Raw genomic sequence first — 14,465 nt, 5'->3', positions numbered from 1 at the left:
TCATGGTGAAACGACTCCTGATCGCCAACCGGGGCGAGATCGCCCGCCGTATCGCCCGCACCTGCCGGCGCCTCGGTATCGAGTACGTGGCCGTCCACTCCGAGGCTGACGGCGCCGCGGCCCACCTGGACGGCGCCGTCGAACAGGTCCTGATCGGCCCCTCCCCGGCGGCCGACAGCTATCTGCGCGCCGACGCCCTGATCGACGCGGCCCTGCGCACCGGCTGCGACGCCGTCCACCCGGGCTACGGATTCCTCTCGGAGAACGCGGAGTTCGCCGCCGCCACCGCGGCGGCGGGCCTGGTCTTCGTCGGGCCCGACGCGAGCACCATCGCGGCCATGGGCGACAAGGCCACCGCGAAGCGGCTGATGGCCGAGGCGGGCGTGCCGGTCCTGCCGGGCTCGGCGGACGCCACCGAGTCGGCGGACGACATCCGGGCGCACGCGGACCGCATCGGCTACCCGGTGATCCTCAAGCCCGTCGCCGGAGGCGGCGGCAAGGGCATGCAGGTCATCGAGCACAAGTGCGACCTCGCCCCCGCCGTCGAGGCCGCGGTCCGCCTGGCCCGCGCGAGCTTCGGCGACGGACGCCTGCTGGTCGAGCGGTATCTGCGCAGGCCCCGGCACATCGAGGTCCAGGTCTTCGGCGACACCCACGGCAACGTGGTGCACCTCTTCGAGCGGGAGTGCTCGCTGCAGCGCCGCCACCAGAAGATCGTCGAGGAGGCGCCGGCCGTCAATCTCCCGGCGGACGTCCGGGAGGCACTGCTGTCGGCCGCCGTACGCGGCGCGCAGGCCATCGGCTACACCAACGCGGGCACCTTCGAGTTCATCCTCGACAGTGCCGGTGACGGCGACGGCGGGTTCTACTTCCTGGAGGTCAACACCCGCCTCCAGGTCGAGCACCCGGTCACCGAGGCCATCACCGGCCTCGACCTGGTCGAATGGCAGCTGCGGACCGCCGCAGGCGAACAACTCCCGCTGGCACAAGGCGAGATCACCGCGTCCGGTCACGCCATCGAGGTCCGCGTGTACGCCGAGGACCCGGACGCGGACTTCCGCCCCGCCCCCGGCCGGGCGCTGGCCGCCCTGTGGCCCACCGGTCTGCGGGTCGACGCGGCCTTCGACGGCGCGGGCGACGTCCCGGTCTTCTACGACCCGATGATCGCCAAGCTCATCGCGCACGACCCGGCCCGCCCCGCTGCCCTCGCCCGACTGCTGCACGCGGTCCGCTCCACCGCCGTACTCGGCCTCACCACCAACCTCGGCTTCCTCGCCGATCTGCTGCGCGACACCCGGGTCGGCGCCGGGCTGATCGACACCCACCTCGTGGACGAGTTCGCCGCCCGCGCCGCCGAGAACCGGCGGGACCTCGAGCCGGTGGCGGCCGCCTGCGCGGCGGCCATGAGCCTGCCCGCCCGCCCCACCGCGTACGGAGCCGAGTCACCGTGGAGCGGTTCCCTCGGCGCTCTCGACCGGCAACTGCTCGACCGGCACGCCCCACTGGGCCGCGTCGCCTGCCGGGTCGGCGGCCGCCCCCTCGAAGCGGCGCTGCTCTCCCGGCGGGAGAACGCGCTCACGGTGGCCGTGGCGGGCGAACCCTTCACCGTCACGTGCACGCCGGACGGGGCGCTGCTGCGCGGCACGGTCGGCGAGGCGCTGTGGACGGGCCTGCGCCGGGCGGACGGCTGCGAACTCGTTGTCGACGGCCGCCGGCTGACCCTCACTCTCGATGTCGCCGGCGAGGACGACAGTGCGGCCGGCGGCGACGCGGTCACCTCGCCCATGCCCGGCACCGTGGTCCAACTACCCGTAGACGTAGGCGACTTCGTGCAGCAGGGCGACACGGTGGCGATCGTCGAGGCGATGAAGATGGAGAACCGGGTGCTCGCCCCCGCCTCCGGCGTGGTCGAGGAGGTCCGCTGCGCTCTGACCGACATCGTCTCGGCCGACCAGGTCCTCGTCGTCATCGCGCCGGAACAGCGCGAAGAGGCCGCCTGAGCCGCACACCCGCACCGGCCACGCATCCGCACCCGTACCGCCTCCAGGCACCACGCATTCAAAGCAAACCAAGACGGAAGAAGTGATACACCAGATGATCCCCATCAGTCGTGTCGGAGTGGTCGGCTCGGGCGCCATGGGCGCCGGAATCGCCGAAGTGAGCGCCCTGGCAGGGATGGACGTGCTGGTCGCGGTCTCCCGCGAGGCGTCGCTGACCACCGGGCGGCACCGCGTCCTCGCCTCCCTCGACCGCGCCGTCGTCAAGGGCAGGCTCGCCGCCGCCGAGCGGGACGCGGCCGCGGCCCGCATCGGATTCACCATGGATCTGGGCGAGTTGGCCGACCGGCAGCTGGTGGTCGAGGCCGTCCGCGAGGAGGAGACACTCAAGCTCGATCTCTTCGCCACCCTCGACAAGGTGGTCGAGGACCCGGAGGCCATCCTGGCCTCCAACACCTCCTCGATCCCCATCATGAAGCTGGCCGGTGCCACCGGCCGCCCTGCCCAGGTCATCGGCACCCACTTCTTCAACCCCGTACCGGCGATGCCCCTGGTGGAACTGGTCGGCTCCCTGCACACGTCCGACGCGACCATGGACCGGGCCGAGTCATGGGTCGCGCAGACCCTGGGCAAGCGGCCGATCCGCTCCAAGGACCGGGCCGGCTTCGTCGTCAACGCGCTGCTGGTGCCCTATCTGCTGTCCGCCGTGCGCATGGCGGAGACGGGCTTCGCCACCGTCGACGACATCGACCAGGGCATGGTGCTCGGCTGCTCGCACCCGATGGGCCCGCTGCGGCTGACCGACATGGTGGGCCTCGACGTCGTGGCAGCCGTGGCCGATGCACTGTACGAGGAGTTCAAGGAGCCCCTCTACGCGGCTCCGCCGCTGCTCTCCCGCATGGTCGAGGGGGGCCTGCTCGGCCGAAAGTCGGGCCGCGGCTTCTACCCGTACCCGTAGCCGCCGCGCGCACCGGTACCTGCACCACAGCCCCATAGAACACGCAGAAACACGCAGAAACGGACTCCCCTGAGGTGAGCACAATCTCCACCATCACTTCGCCGACGCCCCGTCCCGCGGTACGGGTCCTCGCCGACCTGCTGCCGGCCGAGGGCGCCGCCCGGACCCGGGCGCGCGACGCCGCGCTGGTCCTCGGCGGCGCCGCACTGACCGGGATCGCCGCGCAGTTCGCGGTACCGGTGCCCGGGTCGCCGGTCCCGGTGACAGGGCAGACCTTCGCCGCCCTTCTGGTCGGCATCGCCCTCGGGGCACGGCGCGGGGCGCTGGCGCTCGCCGTCTACGCCGGTGCGGGCGTCTGCGGCATGCCCTGGTTCGCCGAGGGGACCTCCGGCGCGGCCATGCCCACCTTCGGTTACGTCGTCGGCCTGGTTCTCGCCGCCGCCGTGGTGGGCGACCTGGCCCGCCGTGGCGGCGACCGGAGCCCGCTGCGTACGGCCGGTGTCATGGCCGTGGGAACCTTCTGCGTGTACGCCGTCGGAGTGCCGTATCTCGCGCTGTCCCTGCATCTCTCCCTGGACCGGGCGGTCGCCCTGGGCTCCGCGCCCTACCTGGTGGGCGACGCCCTGAAGGCGGCCCTGGCGATGGGTGCGCTTCCTGCGGTGTGGCGCGTGCTGGGAAACTCCAGGGCTGACGATGGTCAGGCTGATCTCTCTCGCTGAGGGGGAGAAATGGGGCTCTTCCCCTTCGCAAGGCGGGCCTGTGCAGGCCCGCCTGCGATGCGCGGTCAGGGGCTTGTCTCCCGGGCTTCGTCAGCGCATCGTGTCGTTCGATGTCGATGTCGATGTCGATGTCGATGTCGATGTCGATGTCGATGTCGAAGCGGTAGCGGATGTCGGAGGCCGGGACGCGCTCGTACTCTCTTCGTTGATCTCGGCGCCGATGCCGGATGTGCCGCAGAAGTGAAGCATCCCCTGCGTCTCGGCGATGCTGCCGATGAGCGATCCGGCGTAGGAACGGTTGCCCGTCGCCCACTGACAGCGGCCCTGCGCCCGGTCCGTGTCAGCGGCGACGAGGTAGACAGTCGGCGATCAGCGAGCGGGCGATGCGCGTCCGTGCATGCGGCGCAGCCGGACTTGCCCAGCGGTCATCGAGGCCCTGCCGGCACGCCGTTGTGCGGGCGAGGCTTCGCAGGGGCCCGCCTTGGTTCTACAGACTGAGCGTGATCGCGGCGGCGATGCCGCCCAGGCCGAGGGCGAAACCGGCCTCTTTCCAGCCGCCTTTGCCCCAGCGGAAGGGGCGGTCGGCGGCCAGCCTGCCCGGCCCGATGGCGGCGACGGCCAGCGCGACGACGGCGATGCAGACGCTGTATTCCACGCCGCCGTTCGCATCCCACAGGCCGTGGGCGCCGGTGACCGTGACCATGGCGTTGATCATGACGCCGATCAGGGCGGCGGCCGCCAGCGGCGTCAGCAGGCCGAGGGCCAGACCGAGGCCGCCCAGCAGCTCGGACATGCCCCCGATCACAGCAAAGAGCTTTCCCGGCCGGTAGCCCAGGGCCGTAAATCCCTTGCCCGTCTCCGTCAGGCCCTGGCCTCCGAAGAGTCCGAAGACTTTCTGAGCCCCGTGTGCGGCCATCAGTAGGCCGATGGTCAGCCTGATGAGCAGCAGACCGAAGTCGGCGGCGGTCGTCATGGGCGCGGCGGTGGAAGTGGAAGTGGGCTGCGCCGCTGGTGCCGTGGAAGAGGCAGAAGATTTCAGAACGCGTTTGGGCAACATGGCGATGCTCCGATTGGAACGCCGGAACGGGCGCTTCCCCCAGCTCGACGACACGTCGAGCACCGATGCTGCGTGTCCCCGGCAATAGATCGCGGGCGACTCCCTGCCCCATTCGATCCTTTCGCTGCGGGCAGAGTCGTACATCGGGTCGGTGGCCCGCGGGGGCGGGCAGCCGGTGCCGTGTCAGTGATCCTGGGGCATCTGCTCATCACGATCGGTGTCGTTCGGGCACAGCCGTACGCAGCATTCGCCGGGCTCGGGGGTCAGGACGGCCTTGACTCCGTTGACCTCAAGGCCGGTGAGGTAGCCGCTGAGGAAGGCCTGGTTCATGCCGCACACCAGGTCGGGGGCCTTCGCGGCAAGCGGTTGGAACGGGCAGTTGCGCAGCCGGAGCCGGGTGGGGGCTTCCCGGACGGGTTCGTAGCCGTACTCCTCCAGCAGACCCTCGCAGACGGTCAGCCCACGCTCGGGGCCCAGGCGCCCTGGGCGGGTCTCCTCCCGTGCGGCTGCGCCCAGCTGCCGGCCGCGCTGCTTCGCGGTCCGCATGGCCGCCTGCGCGGCGTTCTCGTCGGCCTCCTCGGTCAGAACGGCGTCCAGGAGAAGGTCCGCCAGGAGTTCGTGGCGCCGTTCTGGAATGGTCACGGTGATCTGCGCGTCGGTGGGCTCGTACACCATTGGCCGCCTGCCGACCTTGCGGATCCCGCCGGGCGTTTCGTAGCGGGCGCGCAGCAGGCCGGCGTCGACGAGCTTGTCGAGGTGGAAGGCGGCGAGCTTGCGGGAGATACCGACGCTCGCGGCGGCCTCGTCGCGGGTGACGGCGTGGCCGGCCCGGCGGATGAAGGAGAACATGCGCCGTCGTGAGTCCTCGCTCAGGACGCTGACGGAGTTGATGGCGCTGCCGGCCGCGTCGGCCGACGCTGTCTGGACGGAAGCCACAAGACCATGCTAATCCCCATCCGCGTAGGCCCAAGTGTTCCTTCTGTCTTGATGTCCTGCGTATCTCGACGACCTCCCTCAATAAGACCAAGACTTATTGGTGAAACTAGGAGGTCCCGATGAATGCTGATTCACGGCTTCAGGCAAGGCGTCCGGTCATCGCCTCGCTGCTCGCGGGGCCGAGCTCATTGGCGTCCTCGCCGGCCGGGCGGGCGGTCAGGTAGGCGAGGGTGCCGCCGTCGTGCAGTACTGCCCCGGCCCACCGCAGGGCGGGGTCCGCCAAGCCGAGGGGGCGTGCGGAGGAACCGACGGACGGCCGGCCGAAGCTGAGGCCGCCGTTCATGGTGGCAATCCAGACGTCGAAGTGGGCGGCGGGTTCGTCGTGACGGACCTCGATGCCGGGCGGTGATGAGCATCTGCACCGCGGCAAGAGTCGCCGGGGACGGCTCGCTCGCGCCGTCGCCACGGCACAACCGCCAGGCGGCGACGTCCCCGCTCTCCTCAGCCGCGACCAGCAGCTGCCCCAGGTGGTTGATGGCCATCTGCTCGGCGACCTGCAAGGTGTCGCACCACGGGTTGACCTGCCACCAGCGGGTATCCGGTTCGCGCCGCGACGTGCACGGCGCGCAGGGCCAGCAGCAGGAATCCGATGTCGTCGAGGTAGACGGGGTCCGGCAGCAGGTCGACCGGTGACACCGTGTAGATCACGGCGGCCCAGACCAGCGCCTTGTTGCGGAGCGGGATGCCCGCGTCGAGGAGCAGCCTCCTCGCCCGGATCACCCGCACCAGGAGAACTGCGGCGATGCCCATGGTGAGCAGCACGACGGCTGCGGCGAGGATGAGCCAGGCTTTGGTGTCCATGCCTCATCGTGTACCCGCTGAGCGGGGGGAGCCAGGGCCGAAGGCCCTCTCCCGGATGCGGGGATGCGGTCAGAGCGCCGAGCGGCGCAGCGCGAGGAGCGCCTGGTCGTCCTGGGGCCGGCCGCCCGTGTGGCGCCGAACGTCACGGATCAGCATGTCGAGGACCTGCGCCGGTGTGGGGTGCTCGCCGGACCGGGCGCGGTGCCGGAGCAGAACGGGCAGGCGCGCCGCAGCGTCGTAGAAGGTGCCTTCGGCGTCCCGGGACTCGGTGATGCCGTCCGTGTAGCACAGGAGTGTCGCGCCGGGCGGGAACGGAAACGTGTCGACCGGTGCGGCCCAGCTGCCCAGCACCCCCATCCCCAGCGGAGGCACTTCCTGAGTCGGTTCGAGGACGGTGGCCGAGCCCTGTGCGTCGAGGAGCAGAGGCGGCGGATGGCCGCGGTTGACGATGCGTACGGCACTGAGGTTCGCGGGGAACTCCGCGATCAGGGCGGTGGTGAATCCCTCCTCCTGTTCGAGGCCGCCTCGCCGCCCGCCCTCACGCAGCAGTGCCTGCTCCAGCGAGCGCACGAGCTGTGCGAGGTCCTCGGCCTCGTCCGCGGCGTACCTGAACGCGCCGAGATCGGCGCAGACCGCGCTCACGGCGCCCAGGCCCTTGCCCCGTACGTCACCGACGAGGACGCGTGTGCCGTACGGGGTGTCCTGTACGACGTACAGATCGCCGCCGATCATGGCCTCGTCCTCGGCGGGCACGTACCGGGCGGCAATGTGCAGGTCGCCCAGGCGCGCCGGCGGTCTGGGCAGCACGGCGCGCTGGGCCACGGCCGCGACGCGCTGAGCACGCCGGGTCCGGGCGTCCTGGCTCTTCAGCGTGCGGTTGATGAAGATGGCCAGCAGGGTCACGGCCAACAGGGTGAACTGGTTGGCCAGACCGCGGTGCCAGCCGAAGGTGCCGTCCACCCAGGCCAGTCCCGCGTGGACGGCCATCGAGGCGAGGCCCACCCAGATGATGCCGGGCAGCGAAAGGAGCGGGGCGGCGGCGACGGGCGCCGCCATGATGAGCGGGGCCGACGTCACCTGGGTCGGGGTCACCAGGTCGATCACTACAGCCAGCACGATCACGCCGGCGGGAATCCACTGGGCCTTGTTCTGCACCACTCCCCCACGCTGGCGGCAGCCGGCGTGCGCCGCATCCCGACGGACGCAGCGGAGAGCTCATGCGAGGAGAGCGCCGGGGTGCGGGGCGGCCGTTCGGCCCGCCCGGTGGTGAGGGTGAGACCGATCAGTTCCCAGCGTGCATCCGAGAGGTCGCTGGGATGCGGGCGAACCGAGGGAAACGCGCTGCCGACGAAAGACACCCGCCCCATCCGGCACGTGGGACACCTCTGCCCCACTAGCCCTCATCGGCTCACCGCTTGAAACCCCACCGAACAACCTCACAGGGACGAAACGCTCTTTCCGGACTATGGGCAGAGTGGTCGAGAAGCGGGGCCGGCGGTACGTCATCACGCCACCGATCGACGGTGAATGCACCCCTCGCCCATCTGCACAGTGAACGCACCGGATCCACCGTCGCTTCGACGTTCCACAGCCGTGCCGTGTCGTCTTCGCCCCAGCTGACCACCGTTCTGCCGCCGGGGCCGAAGGCCACACCGGTGACATTGGCGTTGTGCCCTTCAAGCGGATCGCCGATCTGGCGCCGGGTGGCGACGTCCCAGAGCCTGACCGTATGGTCCATGCTGCCGGTGGCCAGCGTTCTCCCGTTGGGACTGAATGCCACGGACGTGACGCCGCTGCGATGGCCGGTCAGTGGATCCCCGATCTGCTCACGTGCGGCCGCGTTCCAGAGCCGGACGGTATTGTCGCGGCTCGCAGTCGCGAGCGTCGTGCCGTCGGGACTGAACACCACCGCCGTGATCTGCGCGGTGTGGCTGGCCGGGGTTTCACCGATACGGCGGTGCGTGGCAACGTCCCAGAGCGCCACGGTGTCGCTCTCCGTGTTGGTGGCGAGGGTGCGGCCGTCGGGACTGAATGCGACGCTCGTTGCTCTGACATCGAGTGCTCTGCCGGTCAGGCGATGTGCCGCCAGGTTCCATATGTGTGTGGAGCCCATGTCGGAGCTGGCGAGGGTCCCGCCGTCCGGACTGAAAGCCAGTGCAGTGGTGTCGCCCGTGCCGAGCAGCGGCTTGCCGATGGGGCGGCGGGCTGCGAGATCCCAGAGTCGTAGCCTGTTTCTGTAGGAAGCGATCGCAAGCAGAGCGTTATCGGGGCTGAGGGAAATGGTGAAGCGCCCTGCCTCATCACCTTGGACCAGAGGATCGCTGGTCTGGCGACGTGTCGCGACGTTCCAGAAGCGCACGGCGGCATCAGCGCCCACGACAGCCAAGGTCCGGCCATTTGAGCTGAGTGGCGCAAGCCGTACGGCGACGGCCGGCCTGCGCGCCTCCTGGGACGTCCGGTAGCAGCAACTTCTGCTGACCCCAGGTCTCTCAATTCGCCTCACACCACCGGCTGTTGGCCTTACGATCGGTGCGCATGAGCACCGCCTCCGATCTCGAGGGCCCCGCGCCTCAGGCACAGCAGCCGTCCTTGCACAGCAGAGCCGACGCGATCATTCAGAGTGAGTTGGGCACAGAGGTGTCCATCACCTATTTGCAGGAACTCAACGACGGCTACACCGATGCGCTCGTCGCCCGCTGTGACTTCATGGGTGCGCAACAGGGCGGCCTCGATGGGCAGTTCATCGTGAAGGTGTCCACTGACGGCCAGGGCCGCCAGCACGAGGCCCACGAAAGGTTCAGTACGGCGCTGGGCGGGTTCGCCGAGGAGCATGTGCCGGCACTGCGGCTTTCCGCCGGCGGCGACGGTCTGCGCGTCGACGTGTACGAAATCGCCGGTGGCAGCCTGCGGAACGTGGGCGCCGCCGAGATGGCCCACAGTCCGAGGCTCCTCGCGGCATGCCGCACTGTGAGCGCCGAGCTGCTGGAAGCCCAGCTGAGCGGATGCACGGGTGTACGCATGCAGGCCGGGCGGACGCTGGACGCTTGGCTGGGCGAGGGCTTTCTCCGGGCCCGGCGCGGGGACGCACTGCGGGAGACCCGCCGCATGGCCGACATCAGTGGCAGCACGTTCGTCTTCCATGGCGAGGTATTACCCGACCCCGTCTCGGTGCTGGAGCAGGAGAACGAGCTGACCCGCCGTTCGGACCTGGTCCTGATGGGCTTCAGCCACGGCGATCTCCATCTTCGCAACATCCTTCTGGACGCGACCCGGAGTTACCGGGGCTCGTACTGGCTGATCGACGTCAACTGGGGTCACGAGTCACCCCTGTTGTACGACCAGGCGTATCTGGAGACGGCCGCTCTGATCAGCATGCAGTCCCGGCTCCGCGTTCCGGTGCCGCTGGCGGTGCTCCAGGAGTGTGACGGCCTCATAAGCGCCGCCGGACTCGAATGGCAGGGGCTCGTGAGCGCCGTGCGTGCCGTCCGCGACGGCACGCACGAGAGCATCAACCGGCTCCAGCCCGGCCGTGTGGACTCACTCACCCACCAGTACCTACTGGCCCGCCTGGGCGCCGCGCTGAACTACGCGGCCAAGAACATGCCCGAGAGGGACCGCGTCACCGCGTACCAACTCGCCGGCTGGATCACCCACAACCTCCTCAAGGAGTACCACCCGGAACTGCGGCAGCGGGTACTCGAACAGGCCCAGTCCCCGCGCGCTCCGCGGGAAGCGGTGGTGGCCCCGGCGCGACCCACGGATGTCGAGGCACTGGCGGAGCGGCTCGCCCCCTTCCTGGCCACGGCGCACAGCGGTTACGACCGCATCCTCATCGTCGAGGCCGGGGTCAGTCATCCCGACCTGGCGCACCTGCTCGCGCCGCAGTGGACGGTGATCGTCGACCTCAGCCCGGAGAGTGAGCGCAGTGGTCTGGCCCGCCACTTCGATCCTGAGACTGCCGAGAAGCAGACTGTGATGTTCGGCCTGCACGAGGCGCCGTCCTCGGGACGCAACACCGTCTCCTGGATCATGGCCGGCGGTTGGGAGACCCGGGGCGAGACAGCTCCGGCGGCGTTCGTGGAGTGGCGCCGGTCCCATCTGCCGGTCGTGCGGGGCGTTCTCGACCGCTCCAGCGGGGCGAGCGTGAACCGGGCCGCGGCCGTCCTCTGCATCTCCGCGGGAAGTGATCCTGATCAACGCTCCGAGCGGATCATGGAGGAAGTCGAGGTTCTCTACGAACAGACGAAAAACCTCGTCCACGTTCCTTGCGACGGCGACGAGTTCCGTGCCCTGCTCGACGCCTTCGGCAACGCGCAGGCGATGGCCCGACCCGACCGGCTCGCCACCCTGCCGGGCCAGGACGGACCCGTCCCCTTCGAGCAGGAGCAACTCGTCCGCCTGGCGGCCGATCTGGTCGTCCTGCATTCGCGCATCCTCGTCGACGAGCTGCGTGAGGAGCCGGTCGACGAGTTCTGGCGCGGCCGCCCGGCGAGCTGGGTGGACCTGGACGCCGGTCTTGACGTGCCCCGCGACACACAGCCGATGGTCCAGGGAGCCATCGGCCGGGTGCTGAGGAAGCACAGCTCGGCCACCTTCGAGATCTTCCACACCCCGGGGGCCGGAGGCACGACGCTGGCCAGGCGCATCGCCTGGGACCTGCACCGCGACCATCCCGTGGTCTTTCTGCACCACTACGGGCAGCAGACCGTGGAACGCATCGACGACATCTATCGGGCCACCAAGAAGTCGGTCCTGGTGGTTGTGGAGAGCGCGACTCTCGGCCAGAGCGAGCGTGAGGACCTCTACTACAAACTGCACGAACGCAACACACCGGCCGTCGTGCTGTGGGTGACGCGCGGCAACCGTCCGACGGCGGATCCCGATGCCCCGGCCTCGGGCAAGGGACGCAAGGACGACAACAAGTTCTATCTGAAAGAGCCCCTTTCCGCGGAGGAGGCCCGGGAATTCCGGGCGATCTTCGGGGCCCGTGCCCGCTCGCCCCGGGCAAGGGCAGCCGTGGAACGCCTCATTCCCGGCTCGGCTCCAGAGCAGCATCTGTCGCCGTTCTACTTCGGCCTGTCAGCCTTCGAAGAGGACTTCGAGGGCACGCGCCGTTATGTGGACAGCCATGTCGCCCACTTCAACGACCTGCAGCGCAGCGTCGCCGGCTACCTGTCACTCGTAACCCGGTTCACGCAGAACGGGCTCCCCTACTTCCTCGTCCGGCGCTGGCTCACCGGAGCATGGGGCGGGCAGGCCGGGTCGGCTGCGGCGTATCAGGAGGACCTCAGGTCAACTCTTGGGGAGGACCTTCGGCATCTCAGCGTCGAGAATGACGAGGAGGTGCGGATCCTGCACCCCTCCGTGGCCGAGAAGGTCCTGGAATCCGTCCTGGAGTCGGTCCGCGGGGACAGGGACTGGGAGTTCCTGCTGGCGAACACGGCCATAGAGTTCATCTCCCAGGTGTCCGGTCATCTCGGTCCCGACAACGCATGGACGAAGGAGATCCTTCAGAACCTCTTCATCCGGCGCGACAAGTGGTCGGGGTCGACGTCGAATTCGCAGAGATTCGCCGAGTTCATCCACGAATTCGAGAACAAGGACCAGGCGTACCGGGTTCTCGAGGAGCTCACCCGCCGTTGCCCGAGCGAACCGCACTTCTGGCTGCATCTGGGGCGCTTCCACGCTTCTGTCCGGGGGCACCTGGACGGCAAGGCGGAGACGCTCATCAAGAAGGCGATCGATCTGTCCGACGAGCTGGATCCGGTTCCCTTCCACTCACTGGCGATGCTGCACCGCGAGTCGGTGCGGGATGAGCTCATCCAGCTCGGCAGCAATACCGGCCGCGAGGACGAGGCGATCACCCGGATCCGGGACCGCTACGACGAAGCGCTCCGGGTTTTCGGAAGGGCCAGGCAGCTCAACGGGATCGACGAGCACAACTACGTCACCCCCGTTCAGATGATCGTCACCGTCCTGAACCACCTCCGCCGCATCTCACGTCACAGCAACCTCATCGACCTGATCCGGGCCGGAGGCATGGCGGCGGACTGGGCGAGCGAGCAGCTGAGCATCGCCGAACTGCTCCTGGACGAGTGCGAACTGGCCCGGCCCGACCACCAGGACAGCTCCTACCTCAGCTCCTGCAAGGTGAGTCTCGACACCCTTCATGGCGGAGTGAAGAGCTTGGTCAGCGCCTGGCGCGATCTGGTCGTCCAGTCCCGGAGCCACTCGCGTGTGGCTCTCGTCCTGGCGAGGGCCCTGCTCCGCGAACACGGCGACGACTGGCAGGAGACGTCTCCCGAGGTGTTCCGGACCGCCGTCGAGTTCTATGACGCGGCTTTCGACGAAAGAGGCGATCTCTCCGACCACGACGTGCAGTTGTGGTTCCGGTGCTATCGAAGACTTCCGGAGTACGACGAACTCGCCGCCCTCGAACGGTTCTCGTTCGTCGCCTCCTCCCGGCCCAGCCCGGTCTGCCGCTATTACCTGTACGTACTGCGCTTCATGCGCTGGCTGAACGAGGACGAGCTGAAACAGGATGCGGTCGAGCACCACATGGCCGAGGCGAAGGCGCTGATGCAGGGCCGCCGCAAGGCATTCAGCTACGAGTGGGTCGCGAAGGACAAGTCCGGCAAGGGTGCGGACATCGCTCCTCGGCTCGCGCACTTCTCGGAGCTCGGGGAGCGCAGGCCGGCGACCCATGACTGGGAGAACTCCGCAAACGTATGCCGGCGGGTCCGGGGCGTTGTCAGAAAGATCGAAGGCCAGCAGGCAGGGTGGCTCGCTGTGGAGGACGGCTCCATCGAGGCGTTCTTCGTCCCGAGGGAGGAGTTCCTCAGGCATCGGGACATCAACAAGGTGGTCGAATTCGACCTGGGTTTCGCACAGGACGGACTGAGGGCCTGGCGGGTGGAGGTCGCCAAGGAAGCGCGACTCCTGCGGCGCCCCGACGTGGAGATCCGAACAGTCGAGGTCGCACCCATCCCGTTGCCCTCACAGGTCTCCCTTCCCCGACCGGGTGGCGGCATCGCTCCCGCCCCAAAGGCCATCGCTGTGTCACCGGAAATCCGGGAACAGGCCCTCGATCTCGCGAGCACGAACGAGCGCGACGCCTACCGGCTGGTGATCGGCCATCTCGTGTCGTGCGCTTCGGGCACGACGGCCGTCACTTCCCTGAACCTGGGCGTTGTTCTCCAGAAGACCTTCGGGGACACGAGCTACACCCGTGCGCTGTCGGGAACGAAGTTGCGGTCGTACGTCGAAGCCCTGGGCTTTCGCGTGACGTCCACGGCGCACGGGCAGTTCGCTGTCACATTCGACGACGCCGAAAAGGGAGCCGAAAAGGGAAGTGACCTTTGAACGCATGGATAGGCACGTTGATCGCGCTCTGCGCGCTCGCCCTCTCGGCCGCCACCGCGTACGTCCAGCACCGCGCCCGCAAGCGCGAGACGCTCGGCGCCGACGTGACCGCCTACTTCCACCGCACTTCGGACTTCGCAAGGATCAAGCTGTTCGACGGCACCGTCCGGCAGGCCGGGTACCACCTGGTCATCTGGAATCACGGCCCCGCGCCGGCCGAGCGGGTTCACCTGGCGGTCGTGGACGTCGAGGGTGCCGTGGTAGAGCTGGCGGACTGCCCGCCGGACGAGTTCCCGCTCCAGCGGCTCGACAAGGGCGCCCGCTATCCAGTGCCGTGGATTCCGGTGTCGGACACGCATCGCGGCGCCCGCCGCTTCACCGTCCATCTGCGCTGGCAGGACGGGAACGGAACGCAGGAGCGGCTCCTGCCGATGCGGCGGGGCCAGACGAATGTGTGACGCCGTGGCGCGCTGATGCGGGGCAGCTCAGACCGGTGGGCGGGGCGTCACCACCGGGCAGGCCCCCGCACGACGCCGTACGGGGATTGCCCATCCCGCGCCGAGGCCGGCAGTCCC

At 69.1% G+C, this 14,465-nt stretch carries 11 protein-coding genes and 1 pseudogene; 5 read left to right on the top strand and 7 right to left on the bottom strand.

Features of this window, described 5'->3' with window-relative positions; all coding sequences use genetic code 11:
* Nucleotides 1-2: 2 nt before the first annotated feature.
* The 3 genes from CG723_RS09190 to CG723_RS09180 all read left to right on the top strand — a co-directional run bounded on the left by CG723_RS09190 (nucleotide 3) and on the right by CG723_RS09180 (nucleotide 3,674).
* A complete protein-coding gene (locus tag CG723_RS09190) occupies nucleotides 3-2,000 on the top strand; it encodes an acetyl/propionyl/methylcrotonyl-CoA carboxylase subunit alpha (RefSeq protein WP_100592787.1) in 1,998 nt (665 codons plus the stop codon).
* Between the two features lie 94 nt (nucleotides 2,001-2,094).
* The gene (locus CG723_RS09185; protein ID WP_100592786.1) at nucleotides 2,095-2,955 is read left to right on the top strand and encodes a 3-hydroxybutyryl-CoA dehydrogenase; all 861 of its coding nucleotides are present in this window, start codon (nucleotides 2,095-2,097) and stop codon (nucleotides 2,953-2,955) included.
* 83 nt (nucleotides 2,956-3,038) lie between these two features.
* The gene (locus CG723_RS09180) at nucleotides 3,039-3,674 is read left to right on the top strand and encodes a biotin transporter BioY (protein ID WP_100593768.1); all 636 of its coding nucleotides are present in this window, start codon (nucleotides 3,039-3,041) and stop codon (nucleotides 3,672-3,674) included.
* A gap of 148 nt (nucleotides 3,675-3,822) precedes the next feature.
* Here CG723_RS09180 and CG723_RS47465 read toward each other — a convergent pair.
* From CG723_RS47465 to CG723_RS09145, 7 genes and pseudogenes are all read right to left on the bottom strand, one after another.
* Nucleotides 3,823-3,977 (bottom strand): annotated as a pseudogene (locus CG723_RS47465) (alcohol dehydrogenase); the annotation flags it as partial.
* Between the two features lie 184 nt (nucleotides 3,978-4,161).
* On the bottom strand, nucleotides 4,162-4,647 hold the full coding sequence (locus CG723_RS09175; protein ID WP_100592785.1) for a DoxX family protein: 486 nt from the start codon (nucleotides 4,645-4,647) through the stop codon (nucleotides 4,162-4,164).
* 267 nt (nucleotides 4,648-4,914) lie between these two features.
* Nucleotides 4,915-5,667 carry a helix-turn-helix transcriptional regulator gene (locus CG723_RS09170; protein ID WP_100592784.1) on the bottom strand — a complete coding sequence of 251 codons (753 nt, stop codon included), beginning with the start codon at nucleotides 5,665-5,667 and terminating at the stop codon, nucleotides 4,915-4,917.
* 139 nt (nucleotides 5,668-5,806) lie between these two features.
* Nucleotides 5,807-6,010, bottom strand: a complete 204-nt coding sequence (locus CG723_RS09165) for a hypothetical protein (protein ID WP_100592783.1) — start codon at nucleotides 6,008-6,010, stop codon at nucleotides 5,807-5,809.
* A gap of 158 nt (nucleotides 6,011-6,168) precedes the next feature.
* Nucleotides 6,169-6,528 carry a YkvA family protein gene (locus CG723_RS09160; RefSeq protein WP_107489193.1) on the bottom strand — a complete coding sequence of 120 codons (360 nt, stop codon included), beginning with the start codon at nucleotides 6,526-6,528 and terminating at the stop codon, nucleotides 6,169-6,171.
* Between the two features lie 69 nt (nucleotides 6,529-6,597).
* Nucleotides 6,598-7,686 (bottom strand): PP2C family protein-serine/threonine phosphatase, encoded by a 1,089-nt coding sequence (locus CG723_RS09155; protein WP_100592782.1) that lies wholly within the window; start codon nucleotides 7,684-7,686, stop codon nucleotides 6,598-6,600.
* Between the two features lie 250 nt (nucleotides 7,687-7,936).
* Nucleotides 7,937-8,905: a WD40 repeat domain-containing protein gene (locus tag CG723_RS09145; protein ID WP_159032416.1), complete on the bottom strand. Its 969-nt coding sequence runs from the start codon at nucleotides 8,903-8,905 to the stop codon at nucleotides 7,937-7,939.
* Between the two features lie 158 nt (nucleotides 8,906-9,063).
* On the opposite strand from CG723_RS09145, the gene CG723_RS09140 reads away from it, so the two are divergent.
* Both CG723_RS09140 and CG723_RS09135 read left to right on the top strand, forming a co-directional pair.
* Entirely contained in the window at nucleotides 9,064-13,890 is a 4,827-nt protein-coding gene (locus CG723_RS09140) for a hypothetical protein (RefSeq protein ID WP_100592779.1), read from the top strand.
* On the top strand, nucleotides 13,887-14,348 hold the full coding sequence (locus CG723_RS09135) for a hypothetical protein (RefSeq protein WP_159032415.1): 462 nt from the start codon (nucleotides 13,887-13,889) through the stop codon (nucleotides 14,346-14,348). Before CG723_RS09140 ends, CG723_RS09135 begins: the two co-directional genes overlap by 4 nt.
* Nucleotides 14,349-14,465 lie beyond the last annotated feature (117 nt).

The organism is Streptomyces sp. CB01635 (assembly GCF_002803065.1).
Lineage (GTDB): Bacteria > Actinomycetota > Actinomycetes > Streptomycetales > Streptomycetaceae > Streptomyces.
Note: the sequence above shows the minus strand (reverse complement) of the source record. Positions and strands in the feature narration are given on the sequence as shown.

Bases quoted from the DNA above. Each gene is read 5' to 3' on its own strand.
- CG723_RS09190 (WP_100592787.1), top strand. From the start codon at position 3: ATGGTGAAACGACTCCTGATCGCCAACCGGGGCGAGATCGCCCGCCGT.
- CG723_RS09185 (WP_100592786.1), top strand. From the start codon at position 2,095: ATGATCCCCATCAGTCGTGTCGGAGTGGTCGGCTCGGGCGCCATGGGC.
- CG723_RS09175 (WP_100592785.1), bottom strand. From the start codon at position 4,647: ATGACGACCGCCGCCGACTTCGGTCTGCTGCTCATCAGGCTGACCATC.
- CG723_RS09165 (WP_100592783.1), bottom strand. From the start codon at position 6,010: ATGAACGGCGGCCTCAGCTTCGGCCGGCCGTCCGTCGGTTCCTCCGCA.
- CG723_RS09160 (WP_107489193.1), bottom strand. From the start codon at position 6,528: ATGGACACCAAAGCCTGGCTCATCCTCGCCGCAGCCGTCGTGCTGCTC.
- CG723_RS09140 (WP_100592779.1), top strand. From the start codon at position 9,064: ATGAGCACCGCCTCCGATCTCGAGGGCCCCGCGCCTCAGGCACAGCAG.